The following is a 13,957-nucleotide window of genomic DNA, read 5'->3' as shown; positions in this document are numbered from 1 at the left end:
GTATATCTTAAGTTTTCACATTATATTTCAATAGTGTTAATGTTAAGATCAAGTAATGATCCTTAATAAAAGATTAGTTTTAGTAAAATTTTTTAAAATTATTCCTAATTGTAAATTCTAATTTGGGAAATTAGGGATTATATTCTATTTATATATTTGCCCTTTGTTCTATGAAATTATTTATGGTATGATTTATACACAGACATGGGGGAGAGAAGTAATGTTAATTTTCAATTTTTATTTAGTAACAGTAATGTTTAGTATATTGACGCTTATGCTTATATTTTATGCAATTAACCATAATGAAAAATTTTATGATAAAATCCTTAGAACAATGATGAGTAGTGATGATAATAAGGATAACTATAATAAGGATAGCAAGCTAGAAACTATTATTACTTCTTTAGTATCTGTATACTTTATGATACCTATAATAAATATAATAGCTTCTATAGCATTATTGAAAATGTTGTATAGTAAAAATGAAAAATAGGAGTTGCAGTAAAGTATTGCTGTAGCTTTTTTGTTTTATATATCCATTTTCATTATTATAAAAAATGCNNAATGCTTTGAAAGAACTTCTATTTATATGTTTATATTTGCTATAATTAAATTGGAAAACGTAATTTTACTCTATTTCTATTTAGAAATAGAATGTTTTTATAGAAAAATACTTCTGGAGGACAAGTATGAATGTAGAAGTTAAAAGTTATGAAATAAACCATAAAAATATAGAGACTAATGGTATAGGCCTTCAAAAGGAAAAATCTCTTCATAGAAGTTTAAAGAATATTTATTGTGGTGAATGCGGTAGAATGGAGGTTATGGTTGATGGATATATAGTAGATGTAGTAAAAGACAATATACTATATGAAATTCAAAGTAAAAATTTTTATAATATACAAAATAAACTGAAGGATTTACTTTCAAATAATAAAGTGGTTTTAGTCCATCCTATTGCTGCAGAAAAGACTATTATATTATTAAGTGAAGATGGACAAGTTATAAGTAAAAGAAAATCTCCTAAAAAGGGGAGAATTATAGACTTTTTTGATGAACTAGTATCTATACCGCATTTAGCTTTAGAAAAAAATTTGGAAATAGAAATTTTACTCACTAAAGAAAAAGAAATAAGAATTAAAGATGGTAAGGGAAGTTTTAGAAGAAAAGGAGTTAGTATAGGAGACAAACTATTAGTAGATATAGTAGATAAATATAAATTTAAAAGTGAAGAAGATTACTATAGTTTTTTACCTAAGAATTTACCTTCAAAGTTTACTAATAAGGAATTATCATTAGATTTAAATATACCAATTAATAAGATAAGAAAAATGACTTATAGTTTAAAGAAGATGGGGTTAATTGAAGAAGTAGGGAAAAGGGGAAGAGAGCTACTTTTTTCAAAATGTAAATAAGTATACTATCTTAAGAAATAACTTAAAACAATGGAGAGTTGACAATTAACGTGGAAATTAGTTCTTTACGAATTAATTTCTTAAATATATTTTTTACTAGCAATACAATTGCTAGTTTTTTTAGTGGCGGACATTGTTCGCCAACTTTTTACGTTGATGTATTAAATGACAAGAACAACTAGCCTACGTGCTAGTTATTTTATTTTGGGTTAAAAAATTGAAGGTCAAGAGCATTTCTGAATAATATTTATTTATTATTATATGAAAAAATAGTCATATGCTGACATAGTAAGGATTTGTTTAAAAATATCGAATTTTGTAGTATAATATTATTAAAATAAATGAAATCCTATGTTTTTGTTAATTAATAAACAATATTAATGGATAATTAATATTGAAATTTTATATAAATATAATTATACTAAAATTATAAAGATATAATAAAAATAAATAAGTGTATGGAGTGATTATATGGAGAAGCAAGTACTTTCAATTATTAAAGATAATACACTGACTTACGGAATGAAGGTTATATCTCTAGCTAAATTAGCTGAGAATAGCGTAAACATTTTAGATATAAGCGATGACATTAAAAAGTATATGGATGAGGGAATAATTTGTGATTTAGCTGAAGGAAATGCTCCTTATAGACCAAGATATATTGTTCCTAATTATGAGAAATTCATGGAAAATGGAAGTGAGTTTTTAAGAATAAAACCAGCTACAAATATTTGGGAAGCAACTCATAACTTATTAATGTTATACAAAAATGTACCGTCTGTGACAACTTTTCCTGTATATGTAGGAAATATTGACACCCTTTTAGAACCTTATATAAAAGATGAAGAAGAAGCGTATAATGCAATAAAATTATTTTTAATGCATATCGATAGAACTATAACAGATTCTTTCTGTCATGCTAATATTGGTCCCGTAGATACAAAAGCAGCAAGATTAATATTAAAAGCAGAAAGAGAACTTCAAAATTCAACACCAAATATAACTTTAAAGGTTAGTGATGAGACTTCTGAAGAACTTATGACAGAGGCTGTACAAACAGCATTATCTTGTGCAAAACCAAGTTTTGCAAATCATGAGATGTTCACAAAAGATCTTGGGAATTATGGTATAGCAAGTTGTTATAATGGATTAAAGATAGGTGGAGGAAGCTACACTTTAGTTAGATTAAACCTTGCCAAATTAGCACCTAAAGCTAAAGATGCAGAAGATTTTATAAATAATGTACTACCTTATGCAATGAAGCTTATGACAGATCTTATGGATGAAAGAGTAAGATTTATCGTAGAAGAAAGTGGTTTCTTTGAATCAAGTTTCTTAGTAAGAGAAGGATTATTATCAAAAGATAACTTTACTGCTATGTTTGGTATGGTAGGACTTGCAAATGCTGTTAACTGCTTTATAAATTCAGATAAACAAGAAGATAGATTTGGATATTCTGATTATGCAAATGATTTGGGAATGAAAATAATAGAAAAGATGCAAGAGATAGTTGATAATCACATTAATAAACACTGCTCAGCAAGTGATGGAAAATATCTTTTACATGCACAAGTTGGATTAGACAGTGATGAAGGTGTAGCACCAGGATGTAGAATTCCTATAAGCGAAGAACCAGAAATTTATGAGCATTTAATACAAAGTGCTCCATTCCATAAATTCTTCCCATCAGGAATAGGTGATATATTTAAATTTGATGAGATGTCTAAGAGAAATCCAAAAGCTATAATTGATGTTATAAAAGGAGCTTTTAAATTAAATCTTAGATATATATCTGTTTACTGTGAAGACTGTGATGTTATAAGAATTACAGGTTATTTAGTTAAGAAATCAGATATAGAAAAACTAGAAAGAAATCAACAAGTATTAAATGATACAGTTGTATTAGGTTATGGAGCTGCTAAAAACCAAAAAGTACTAGAGAGAAAATTAAGACATAATGAGTAAAACAGCTATAGTAAATAAAATAATACCTTTTAGTACAGTAGATGGAGAGGGAAATAGAACAGCCATATTTCTTCAAGGCTGTAACTATAACTGCCTCTATTGTCATAATCCTGAAACAATAAATCGCTGTATAAATTGCGGAAAATGCGTAAGCTATTGTGAACATGGTGCTCTTTCTATAATAGATGGAAAAGTCAATTATAATAGAGATAAATGTGTAAACTGTGATAGTTGTATTGCAGTTTGTGAACATAATAGTAGTCCTAAAGTTAGCGTTATGACTGTTCAGGATATATTAAAGGTATTAAATAAAACTAAATATTTTATATCTGGAATAACTGTATCTGGTGGAGAATGTACACTGCAAAGTGATTTTTTAATTGAGCTTTTTAGAGAGGTTAAAAAATTGGGATTAACTACATTTTTAGATACTAATGCTTCACTTCCTATATACGATAACCCTGAACTTTTAGAGGTTACTGATAAAGCTATGATAGATTTAAAAGCCTTTGATAGTGATGAAAATAAATATCTTACTGGTATGAAAAACGAAACTGTTATAGAAAACATAAATAAATTAGCCAAAATGGATAAAATTTATGAAATAAGAACAGTAGTAGTGCCAGAAGTTTTAAATAATGAACGCACTGTAGAAATGGGAAGTAAGCTTATAGCAGAATTAAATCCTAATATAATTTATAAACTTATAAAATATAGACCACTAGGTGTTAGAGAAGATTTAATTAAATCCTATACTCCATCTGATGAGTACATGGAAAATTTAAAAAATATAGCAATGAAAAATAATGTGAAAAATGTAGTGGTAGTTTAATATACAAAAAAACTCCTTTAGGCATAGCTTAAAGGAGTTTTTATTGGTTTATATAATATTGCAATAGAATATTAAAGTGATATAAATACTAGAATTTAGAAAGCTGCTCTAATAATAATTAAACAGTTACTTGAGGGTATCCCTCCAAAAGTTCATCAAGTTCTTTTGATGCTTCGTTAAAGGCTTGGAGTTTAGAAATCACTTCTTGAGCGTCAGAAGTTAGAGAATATTCACATACTGGGCAAGTTAGCCCATTGTCAACAATATTATCAAAGTTAGATTCCGTAATAGTTATTTCAGTATCGCATATACAAGCAATTTTAAAGCTTAATATTTTATTATACATAATAATTAATCCCCCTTTTTTGACGATATTTTACCATATAAGTGAAAATAAATCAAATAAAGGCAAAAGGAAATAGTTTAATATTATTAATAATAAATATTCTATATAAAAAATAAAGAACAGATAAAAATGCTATAATCAAATCTAAGAAATGTTTTTCTATTTATATTTCTTATATTAAAAATAGCAGAATTAAAGGGGGAGGGGTTATATGAAAATATATGGCAATATATCTATTAAGAATATCAATGATGATTATGCAATACAGCTTGTAGATATTTTAAACAATGATCACAGGTTAAAAAATGCTTTGAATTCAGAGGGAAGCAAAATATCTAAATTAGAGTTTATTGATTATAATAATCAATGGTGTAATAAAAATAACGCTGAAATATTTGCTATTGTTTTAAATGATATAGCTATAGGTACAATATCATTAAGTCATCAAAATATTAAAGAGCAAAAAGCACAAATAGGCTATTGGATTGGTAGTAAATATTGGGGCAATGGATATACAAGCTGTGCATTTTCTCAAGTATTAAATTTAGCGGGAGAAAAAGGAATAAAATATATATCTGCTACTATAAAAGATGATAATATTGCTTCTAAAAAGATTTGGGTAAAAAATGGAGCAAAAATAGAAACAAAAGATAAGAAATTAAATGTATTGCTAACTTTAGATGATATAATTTAATATAGGATAATAATTAATTTTTACAAAAGATGTTAGAAAAACTCAATGTTCTAACATTTTTTTATGTATATAACTTAAATTAATGACTTTTAAATTTATTGATTGAGATTCTTAAAAAGAATTTGTAAAGGAGATAGTATTGTTATGTCAGGAAATAAGAAAGATATTAATTTTGTAATATTAACTATAGCATTATTTATAGGACTTTATGTAAATGAAAGTATAGATATCATTAATATAAATAGTACTGTGAAAGATTTTATAGTAGTATTTAGTATTACAGTAATCTTATATAATATAAGTATATATCCATATTATTACATTAAAAATCTTAAAGAGAAATCTAAATCAAATAACATAAAAAAATAAAATTAAAATATATGGGAAATGCTCCTTTAAGAGTGGTATTCAGGAAATATATATAAATAGATAGAACTCTTAAATCTAGAGTTTCTACCTGCTTTAAGATTAATGATAAGCTAAAGCCATGAATTCTAATTAAGTTCATGGCTTTTCATTTTTAGAATTTAGACGGTAAAAAAAGAATTTACTATAATTATATCCGCTTTATCTTTCTATATTTAAACTGTACTTATATTTTAAAAGTATAATTTATTCATATCTAGAGTACTGCCATCCCTTGTGCACCAATTCGCGGTAATCTTGTATCTTGGAATATTTGTAATAGAACTAAATGTCCATCTTCCTCAATTTCAAATACACTGATTGAGCCTTCACCACCATTTAAAACATAAAAGTTCTGACCACATCTGTCTATTGCGCTATCAATTGGAGAGCCTGTTCTATTAGGTGTACTTGGTATAGTTTCAACAACAGTCAAAGTTCCATCATGATTAATACGATAGCGACTTATTGTACCGCTGCCAGCGTTAGAGGTATAAGCATGACCCTCATCAGGAGTAACTGAAACCCAACAAGTTGCTGATTGATTATTTAGAACAGAACCACTAATAACATTAAGAATACCATTATTTGTAACATTGTAGGATGATAATGCATTTGTAGTTACCTCAGTAACTACCAAAAGATTATTATTGAGATAAGCCGAGCCAAAAGGACCTACACCATTAGAAGGATTTACAATTGGGCCTTCTAAGCTTCCATCGCGGTTTACTTCATAAACGCTGAGATTATTGGTTACTCCTTCGCTTACAACAAGTTTATCACCGCAAGCACTTGAAACAATACATTTTGATTGAGCATTATCTGAACTTAATGGTCTTTGAGATCCACTTATAATACTAAGGTGTCCATCTGATCCAATGTGAAATCCAGTAACATTTGCAGGAATTTGAGGAGGATTACCGGAATTAGTTACATAAAGATTATGCCTATTTACAGTTAAGCTGTTAGGGAAAACCCCACCAGATGGTACTACAGAAACAAGAATAAGACCCCATTCAGATATACAAAAGCTACTTATACTATTGCTGCCAGCGTTAACTACAAAGAGAAATCTACCATCAGATGATATAGCAATTGACCCTTGAGATCCTAGGGGGTCTACTTGTTGTGCCCCTGTCCCATTTCCCCCTGTTCTATAAACTTCTGGACAAGATAGAGTTCCCATACTATCCCTCATAAAGGTAACAACACTGTTATCTAATTCATTGGTCATAGAAAATACCATACTAAAGCAATTATCTTCATTATGAAACATTTTATCAATCTCCTTTAAATTATAGTTTAACTTTAAATTTAACTATAATTTATTATATGAACTGCTTATAAAAAGGTATGCTATTAATCAAAAGATTTAAAAGAATCTACAAAGTTGGGTGTTTTAACAGTAGAAAAGTTTAAGAGCATTACAGAAATGGATTATATTACAGAATAAATTAAATTTTAAAGGCAAGATAACGGACCATAGAATCTCTTTATTTTGCTCATTTTACAAAAGATAAGAGAGCTAGAAGAGATACAAATGATAATTATAACGAATTAAATAATGTTCTTTGAAGGCTAAATAATACGGTACTAAAAATATCTATAATCCTATTTGGTAAATATATGAATATTTGGTAATATATAGTATGATGCTCTTAAAATTAATTCTACATTATAATTTTAGAAGAGATAATATTTAAAAAGTTTTGAGTTATATTCAAAAAAGTAAATTAAGTGCGTAGATAGTGAGGCTATAAATATATTAAATAAAATATGGGGTGCTTTTGATTATGAAAAAATAGCCTAACAGATCGATTAAATAACAAAGGAGATTTTATATGAGAAAATTAGTGAATTCAAAATTCAAGGTAAATAAGTTTAAAATTGCTATATTTATGTTGCTTGCGGTCTTTTCTCTTATTGACTGTGGAAAGGCAGTAGCTCAATCACCTGTAAACACGAAGTCTGATGTACAATATAATTCGGCATTTTCACAACTTGAAAGTAATTATGGTGCTAAACTTGGTGTATATGCTTTTGATACAGAGACGAATAAAGAAGTTATATATCGTGCTGATGAGAGGTTTGCTTACTGTTCTACTTTCAAAGCTTTAGCCGCTGGTGCTGTTTTAAAACAAGATTCATTAGAGCAGCTTAAGAAAGTAGTTAAATATAACAAAGAAGATATTGTCCCTTATTCTCCAATTACAGAAGATAACGTTGATAAAGGCATGACCATTGAAGAACTTTGCATTGCAGCAGTACGTTTTAGTGATAATACAGCTGCAAATCTTTTATTTGATCATATANNGGCAACTAATTTGCAAGCATACACGACTGGAGATATATTAACAGATGATAAGAAAAAAATTCTTATTGATTGGATGACAGGAAATGCAACAGGTAATACGCTAATTCGTGCAGGAGCACCAGAGGGCTGGGTAGTTGCTGACAAAAGCGGAACTGGTTTTTACGGAACAAGAAATGATATTGCAATAGTAATGCCGCCCAACAAAAAACCTATAATTATTGCAATATTGTCAACTCATGATACAAAAGATGCTAAGAATGATGACAAACTAATTGCTCAAGCTGCTAAAATTGTATTCGATTCTTTTACCACAACTAAAAGTAATAATTAAATTTTAACAAAAATAGTATCTACCCTTTTTTTCTAACGTAATTGTTAGAAAGAAAGGGTAGATTTTAGGAAAATTTTTAAAAAAGAATATTCCTAAAATGGTCAAAATAGTTGCAATTACGTAATTTGTAGTATAATATAGGATTATAAAAAACGTTAATGACAGTTCGTAAGCCTCCTGTCTTTAAATAAAACTACGGCAGCAATCTTTTTAATCCTAGTATTTTATTAGGATTATTAGAGTTATCTCAAAAGAGTAGAAACGCTGTCCTAAGGGCAGCGTTATTTTATTTTTTAAAACATATTACATTAAAATTCTGAAGAAATTAAACAATTGACAACTTTAAATTAACTATTAAATTTGATTTATATTAAAAGTAAAGATATAATTTTTATTTTGGGAAAATTAAGTTAAAAAGTTTGATTATATAATAAAGTTTATAATATAATATTAGAATTTGTGAATTGTAAAATGAAAAGTTGGGAATATTATTTGTAAAGTAAATAGAGATATAAGAAGTTATTAATAAATAGCTTTATTAGTGTTGCGCCGCAGTTAAGTTTGATGTTAAAAAGGCTTTGGAATTATTTAATATTTTTTAGGAGGAAAAAATTATGGATACTAAAAAACTATTAAAGGTTTCATTGGTGGCAGCAATATATGCAGTTATTACATATGTTTTAGCACCGATATCCTTTGGAGCAGTACAGTTTAGATTATCAGAAGTAATGACTTTATTGGCCTTTGTAGATCCTTTATATGTACCAGCACTTACTTTAGGATGTGCTATTGCTAATCTTTTCAGCCCTGCTGGTGTTATAGATGTAATTGTAGGAACTGCAGCAACCTTTATAGCAACTTTTGCTATGAGCAAAAGTAAAAATATTATTATAGCATCATTATATCCTACAATAATAAACGCGGTAATGATAGGTGCTATGCTTTATTACGCTTTCAATTTGCCATTAGTTTTATCTGCACTTCAAGTTGGAGCAGGTGAGTTTGTGGTGGTAACATTGATAGGAGTACCTATATTTAAATTATTATCAAGAGATAAAAATTTAAAAAATATGCTAAAAATTAGCGAATAAAATTTTATAGTAAATTATTACGAAATATTGTATATAATATAAAGTATATAGAGATATATCAGTTCAAAATTCACATTTCACAATCATGGAAATTTCTCAGTAGTAACTGAGAAATTTAAAATTGATTAACTGTAGCGGTGAATAGTGTTCGCNNCATATATTATTGAATAAATATTGGCCTAGAATATGTATTGATAATTAAAAGAATTTGACAATTAGATTTTAAAGTTATATAATAATCAATAATATTTATAAATAGTGAAAATTAAAGGCAATGAAGAGAAGAGTAGATATAAGAGGTAATTTAAGCGAGTTGACGGTGGTGAGAGGTCAATATGAAACTTATGTTAAAGAACATCTCAGAGCTTCTAACCGAAATTGTTATGAAAGTAGGCTTAGACGGAATTAAACCGTTATAAATTAAACAGTATCGATGATAATCTGTACTGTAAAGAGGTCATTTTATGACAATTTGGGTGGTACCGCGGAATAGTTAACCTTTCGTCCCTATTAGGGATGAAGGGTTTTTTTATATTTATATGAATTTTTAAAGGAGGAAAACTTTATGGAAAAAATATTAGTAAAACAAATTTACAGAGAAAAAGAAAAATATAGTGATCAAATGATCTCTATCAGTGGTTGGATTAGAACTTTAAGAGCTTCTAAAAACTTTGGTTTCATAGAAATAAATGACGGAAGTTTCTTTAAAAATATCCAAGTAGTATTTGAGGAAGAGTTAGAGAATTTTGCAGAAGTGTCAAAGCTTAGCATAAGTTCTTCGCTTACTATAGAAGGAAAGCTTGTATTAACTCCAGAAGCTAAACAACCTTTTGAATTAAAGGCTACTAAAATTGTTGTAGAAGGGGAATCATCCTCAGAATATCCATTACAAAAGAAAAGACATAGTTTTGAGTTCTTAAGAACTATTGCACACTTAAGACCAAGAAGTAATGCCTTTTCAGCAGTATTTAGAGTACGTTCATTAACTGCTTATGCTATTCATAAGTTTTTCCAAGAAAGAGGATTTGTTTATACTCACACCCCAATAATCACAGGAAGTGATGCTGAAGGTGCAGGAGAAATGTTTAATGTTACAACTCTAGACTTAAACAACGTTCCTAAAAATGAAGATGGAACAATAAACTTTGGAGAAGACTTCTTTCAAAAACAAACTAACTTAACAGTTAGTGGTCAATTAGAAGCAGAAGCTTATGCCTTAGCGTTTAGAAATGTTTATACTTTTGGACCAACTTTTAGAGCAGAAAACTCAAACACTGCTAGACATGCTGCTGAGTTCTGGATGGTAGAACCTGAAATAGCTTTTGCAGATCTTAAAGATGATATGGAACTTGCAGAAGATATGATAAAATATATCATAAACTTTGTGATGGAAAATGCTCCAGAGGAAATGGAATTCTTCAACAGCTTTATAGATAAAGGATTAAAAGCGAGACTGGAGAATGTAGTAAATTCTGACTTTGCTCGTATAACTTATACTGAGGCTGTAGAATTATTAAAGAAAGCAGATAAAGAATTCCAATATAAAGTAGAGTGGGGCGCTGATTTACAAACAGAGCATGAAAGATATATTACAGAAGAAGTATTTAAAAAGCCAGTATTTGTTACTGACTATCCAAAGGAAATTAAATCCTTCTATATGAGAGTAAATGATGACAATAAAACTGTTGCAGCAATGGACTTATTAGTTCCAGGTATAGGTGAAATCATAGGAGGAAGCCAAAGAGAAGAAAGACTAGATATCCTTGAAAAGAGAATGGAAGAACTAGGTCTTAATAAAGAAGAGTACTGGTGGTATTTAGAGCTAAGAAAATACGGTGGAACAAAACATGCAGGTTTTGGATTAGGATTTGAAAGAATGATAATGTATGTAACTGGTGTAAGCAACATCAGAGACGTTATACCTTTCCCAAGAACTACAGGAACTGCTGAATTTTAATAAAATTTCAATATATAAGGGACAAAACATATGTTTTGTCCCTTATATTAAACTTAAAATACTAATTTTTAATAGAATTTATGAACAATAGTTTCATTGTTTTAATTTAATGCATTTAATAAAGCATTAAAACTATCTTGTTTTATATCTCCACCGACTTTATACATTTTACTGAATTTTTTATTTTTAATTGTGTTTTCTTGTTCTTTGGCTAAATTATTGCCAAGTATAATTATAGGTGAATTGTTTTTTGATGCTAAAGGCCCAGCAGTTAAAGCATCTATTAATGGATTGCTTTTTGTTACAAATAGAGAATCATAATTTAAATCTGGATAGAATTTTTGCAGTACTTTTGCATTAGTTTCTTCTCTATTAGCACCATTAAGTCTATTATTTAAAACATCATTCGAGGTTATAGAATTTACTTTATTTATAACATCATCGGATATAACACCATTTCCACCTATAAAATAAGAATCTTTTATACTTTTGTCTTTTAACCAATTGTAGATATTAGTTGGTAAAGTATTTTTTTCTGTTAATATAATTGGCTGTTTGTCTGAACCAGCCTTTGAAGCAATAGATAGTGCATCAGCTTCTCCATTGCCACCAGCAATATATACCTTGTCTATAGATACATATTTTGATATTTCATCAGCGACGTTAAGGGAAGTTTCATATCTATTTATTCCACCAATTCTATTTAGTTTACAATTTGGTAGAATTGATTGAATATACTTATATACTGTATTATCTACGACACCATCTCCGCCGACAATTATAATATTATTAGGCTTTAACCTTTTTAACTCATTTTCAGTTGAGCTAGGTATATTATTTTTATTGGTTAATAAAATAGGTGCATCTTTAATTGAAGCTAGTGGTGTAGATGTAACTCCATCAATTATTGAGTTTGCACTTGTTATAATTACAGTATCTGCTCCAGCTGACCATCCTTCTTTGCTGATTGATACAGCAGTATCAAATCTATTATTACCTTGAAGTGATTTAACGGGTATTGAAGATGTAGCAATATTACTCAAATATGCAGTGGATACATATCCAATGCCATTACTATAATTAATTTTTGACCAGCCATTACTTTCAGATAACACTTCTACTTTAGCACCTTTATTTAAAGAGCCAATTACAGAATAAGTTGTTCCAGGGCCACTCCTTACATTTAGAGAATCTGTATTAACTATTTGTATTTTTTGTACAGGGTCTGGATTAGGTTCTGAATTTGTGTAAAGTGATTTTATATCGTTTTGAAGTTGTTGATTATTTATGATATCTCTAGCTGAAAAATACATACTACCTTTAATTTCTTTGTATTTTCTATTTAAAGTTATTTGTTGTTTTATTTCTTTAGCTATATTAAGACTGTCACTTCCACCTTGTCTATAGACACCTTGTCCTATATATAAATCTACATTAGTATTTGCTACTTCATTTGACCACCATGAAACTAGTTTTGAATAATCTGCTAGGTCAAATCCAATTGTCCAATATATTTGAGGGACAATATAGTCAATAAGACCCCTTTGTATCCAAGCTCTTGAATCAGCGTAACTGCTTGAATAGCTTTCATTTCCCTTTGTGTCTGAACCAGTTGGATCATTAGCTTTATTTCTCCAAATTCCACTTGGACTTACACCAAATGCAACTTTAGGTTTTACGCTTTTTATAGCGGATTTTACATCACTTAATAACAGATTTACGTTTTCTCTTCTCCAATCATTTTTGTTTTTTCCATTGCCGTATTTATTATAAGTAGCATCATCATTCATTCCATCTCTGTAGAAATAATCATCAAAGTGTATTCCATCTACATCATATTTTTTTACTACTTCTAATACTGTATCTACTATATGCTTTCTAGCTTCAGGTAGTCCTGGATTATACATCAATGCATCATAAGCACCATTTTTATATTTTATCACCCAATTAGGATGTAATCTTGCAGGATGAGTAGATGCTAATGAATTAAGGTCAGTAGAATCAGTTGTTACCCTATATGGATTAAACCATGCATGAAAATACATACCTCTTTTATGTGCTTCATCTATTAAGAATGGAAGTGGATCATATCCAGGATCTTTTCCTTGACTTCCAGTTAAATATTCTGACCATGGGTTTATAGAGGATGAATATATAGCGTCTCCCTTAGGTCTTACTTGAACAACAACAGTATTTATGCCAATGTTTTTTAGCTTGTCCAATAATTTTATATATTCTTGTTTTTGGGCAGATTCATTATTCCTTGTACTAGGCCAGTCAATATTATAAACTGTTGATATCCATACTGCCCTCATTTCCTTAGTATCATTTGCTGCAAACACTTCCATATTAAAGCTTGAAAGTATTATACATAGTGATAAAAATATTACCTTTAACTTATTCATTTTACACCTCCAATAGTAATTATAGGGATACAATGTGAAAACTTAATATATACTCTGGAAAACAATTTTTATAAAAAATAGTTTAAATCCTTAGAAATTAAGGATTAATAGTTAAGAATGAAGGATTAAAGATGAAATTCACTAAATGTGAATTTCTTAAAATAAAATTTATTCTCAAAAAACTTCAAAGGTCTTAACCATG

Annotated in this window: 12 protein-coding genes and 1 other annotated feature; of the genes, 9 read left to right on the top strand and 3 right to left on the bottom strand. The window is 28.7% G+C overall.

Annotated elements, in window-relative coordinates; genetic code table 11:
• The first annotated feature begins 220 nt into the window (after nucleotides 1-220).
• From B2W91_RS07915 to B2W91_RS07900, 4 genes are all read left to right on the top strand, one after another.
• Nucleotides 221-493 (top strand): hypothetical protein, encoded by a 273-nt coding sequence (locus tag B2W91_RS07915; protein WP_291579880.1) that lies wholly within the window; start codon nucleotides 221-223, stop codon nucleotides 491-493.
• 196 nt (nucleotides 494-689) lie between these two features.
• Nucleotides 690-1,415: a hypothetical protein gene (locus B2W91_RS07910; protein WP_291579878.1), complete on the top strand. Its 726-nt coding sequence runs from the start codon at nucleotides 690-692 to the stop codon at nucleotides 1,413-1,415.
• A gap of 471 nt (nucleotides 1,416-1,886) precedes the next feature.
• Nucleotides 1,887-3,380: a YjjI family glycine radical enzyme gene (locus tag B2W91_RS07905; protein WP_291579876.1), complete on the top strand. Its 1,494-nt coding sequence runs from the start codon at nucleotides 1,887-1,889 to the stop codon at nucleotides 3,378-3,380.
• Nucleotides 3,373-4,212, top strand: coding sequence for a YjjW family glycine radical enzyme activase (locus B2W91_RS07900; protein ID WP_291579874.1), 840 nt, complete (start codon nucleotides 3,373-3,375; stop codon nucleotides 4,210-4,212). The genes B2W91_RS07905 and B2W91_RS07900 overlap by 8 nt, the downstream gene beginning before the upstream one ends.
• Nucleotides 4,213-4,330: 118 nt before the next feature.
• On the opposite strand, the gene B2W91_RS07895 is transcribed toward B2W91_RS07900, so the two are convergent.
• Nucleotides 4,331-4,558: a hypothetical protein gene (locus B2W91_RS07895; RefSeq protein ID WP_291579873.1), complete on the bottom strand. Its 228-nt coding sequence runs from the start codon at nucleotides 4,556-4,558 to the stop codon at nucleotides 4,331-4,333.
• 211 nt (nucleotides 4,559-4,769) lie between these two features.
• On the opposite strand from B2W91_RS07895, the gene B2W91_RS07890 reads away from it, so the two are divergent.
• Nucleotides 4,770-5,252, top strand: coding sequence for a GNAT family N-acetyltransferase (locus B2W91_RS07890; RefSeq protein ID WP_291579872.1), 483 nt, complete (start codon nucleotides 4,770-4,772; stop codon nucleotides 5,250-5,252).
• Between the two features lie 144 nt (nucleotides 5,253-5,396).
• The gene (locus tag B2W91_RS07885) at nucleotides 5,397-5,621 is read left to right on the top strand and encodes a hypothetical protein (protein WP_291579870.1); all 225 of its coding nucleotides are present in this window, start codon (nucleotides 5,397-5,399) and stop codon (nucleotides 5,619-5,621) included.
• Between the two features lie 253 nt (nucleotides 5,622-5,874).
• On the opposite strand, the gene B2W91_RS07880 is transcribed toward B2W91_RS07885, so the two are convergent.
• On the bottom strand, nucleotides 5,875-6,933 hold the full coding sequence (locus B2W91_RS07880) for a lactonase family protein (RefSeq protein WP_291579869.1): 1,059 nt from the start codon (nucleotides 6,931-6,933) through the stop codon (nucleotides 5,875-5,877).
• Nucleotides 6,934-7,498: 565 nt separating this feature from the next.
• Here B2W91_RS07880 and B2W91_RS07875 point away from each other — a divergent pair.
• From B2W91_RS07875 to asnS, 3 genes are all read left to right on the top strand, one after another.
• Nucleotides 7,499-8,302 carry a serine hydrolase gene (locus B2W91_RS07875; RefSeq protein WP_291579867.1) on the top strand — a complete coding sequence of 268 codons (804 nt, stop codon included), beginning with the start codon at nucleotides 7,499-7,501 and terminating at the stop codon, nucleotides 8,300-8,302.
• A 614-nt stretch (nucleotides 8,303-8,916) separates the two neighbouring features.
• Nucleotides 8,917-9,393: a QueT transporter family protein gene (locus tag B2W91_RS07870; protein ID WP_291579866.1), complete on the top strand. Its 477-nt coding sequence runs from the start codon at nucleotides 8,917-8,919 to the stop codon at nucleotides 9,391-9,393.
• A gap of 265 nt (nucleotides 9,394-9,658) precedes the next feature.
• Nucleotides 9,659-9,905, top strand: a binding site (T-box leader).
• A 53-nt stretch (nucleotides 9,906-9,958) separates the two neighbouring features.
• A complete protein-coding gene (gene asnS, locus B2W91_RS07865; RefSeq protein ID WP_291579864.1) occupies nucleotides 9,959-11,350 on the top strand; it encodes an asparagine--tRNA ligase in 1,392 nt (463 codons plus the stop codon).
• Between the two features lie 101 nt (nucleotides 11,351-11,451).
• Here asnS and B2W91_RS07860 read toward each other — a convergent pair whose 3' ends face one another.
• Nucleotides 11,452-13,755, bottom strand: a complete 2,304-nt coding sequence (locus B2W91_RS07860; protein ID WP_291579863.1) for a family 10 glycosylhydrolase — start codon at nucleotides 13,753-13,755, stop codon at nucleotides 11,452-11,454.
• Between the last annotated feature and the right edge of the window lie 202 nt (nucleotides 13,756-13,957).

The sequence above is a fragment of the Clostridium sp. UBA6640 genome (assembly GCF_002455975.1).
In the GTDB taxonomy this organism is placed as follows: Bacteria; Bacillota; Clostridia; order Clostridiales; family Clostridiaceae; genus Clostridium_J.
This window is presented reverse-complemented; position numbering and strand designations above follow the sequence as displayed.

Bases quoted from the DNA above. Each gene is read 5' to 3' on its own strand.
- B2W91_RS07915 (WP_291579880.1), top strand. From the start codon at position 221: ATGTTAATTTTCAATTTTTATTTAGTAACAGTAATGTTTAGTATATTG.
- B2W91_RS07910 (WP_291579878.1), top strand. From the start codon at position 690: ATGAATGTAGAAGTTAAAAGTTATGAAATAAACCATAAAAATATAGAG.
- B2W91_RS07905 (WP_291579876.1), top strand. From the start codon at position 1,887: ATGGAGAAGCAAGTACTTTCAATTATTAAAGATAATACACTGACTTAC.
- B2W91_RS07900 (WP_291579874.1), top strand. From the start codon at position 3,373: ATGAGTAAAACAGCTATAGTAAATAAAATAATACCTTTTAGTACAGTA.
- B2W91_RS07895 (WP_291579873.1), bottom strand. From the start codon at position 4,558: ATGTATAATAAAATATTAAGCTTTAAAATTGCTTGTATATGCGATACT.
- B2W91_RS07890 (WP_291579872.1), top strand. From the start codon at position 4,770: ATGAAAATATATGGCAATATATCTATTAAGAATATCAATGATGATTAT.
- B2W91_RS07885 (WP_291579870.1), top strand. From the start codon at position 5,397: ATGTCAGGAAATAAGAAAGATATTAATTTTGTAATATTAACTATAGCA.
- B2W91_RS07880 (WP_291579869.1), bottom strand. From the start codon at position 6,933: ATGTTTCATAATGAAGATAATTGCTTTAGTATGGTATTTTCTATGACC.
- B2W91_RS07870 (WP_291579866.1), top strand. From the start codon at position 8,917: ATGGATACTAAAAAACTATTAAAGGTTTCATTGGTGGCAGCAATATAT.
- asnS (WP_291579864.1), top strand. From the start codon at position 9,959: ATGGAAAAAATATTAGTAAAACAAATTTACAGAGAAAAAGAAAAATAT.
- B2W91_RS07860 (WP_291579863.1), bottom strand. From the start codon at position 13,755: ATGAATAAGTTAAAGGTAATATTTTTATCACTATGTATAATACTTTCA.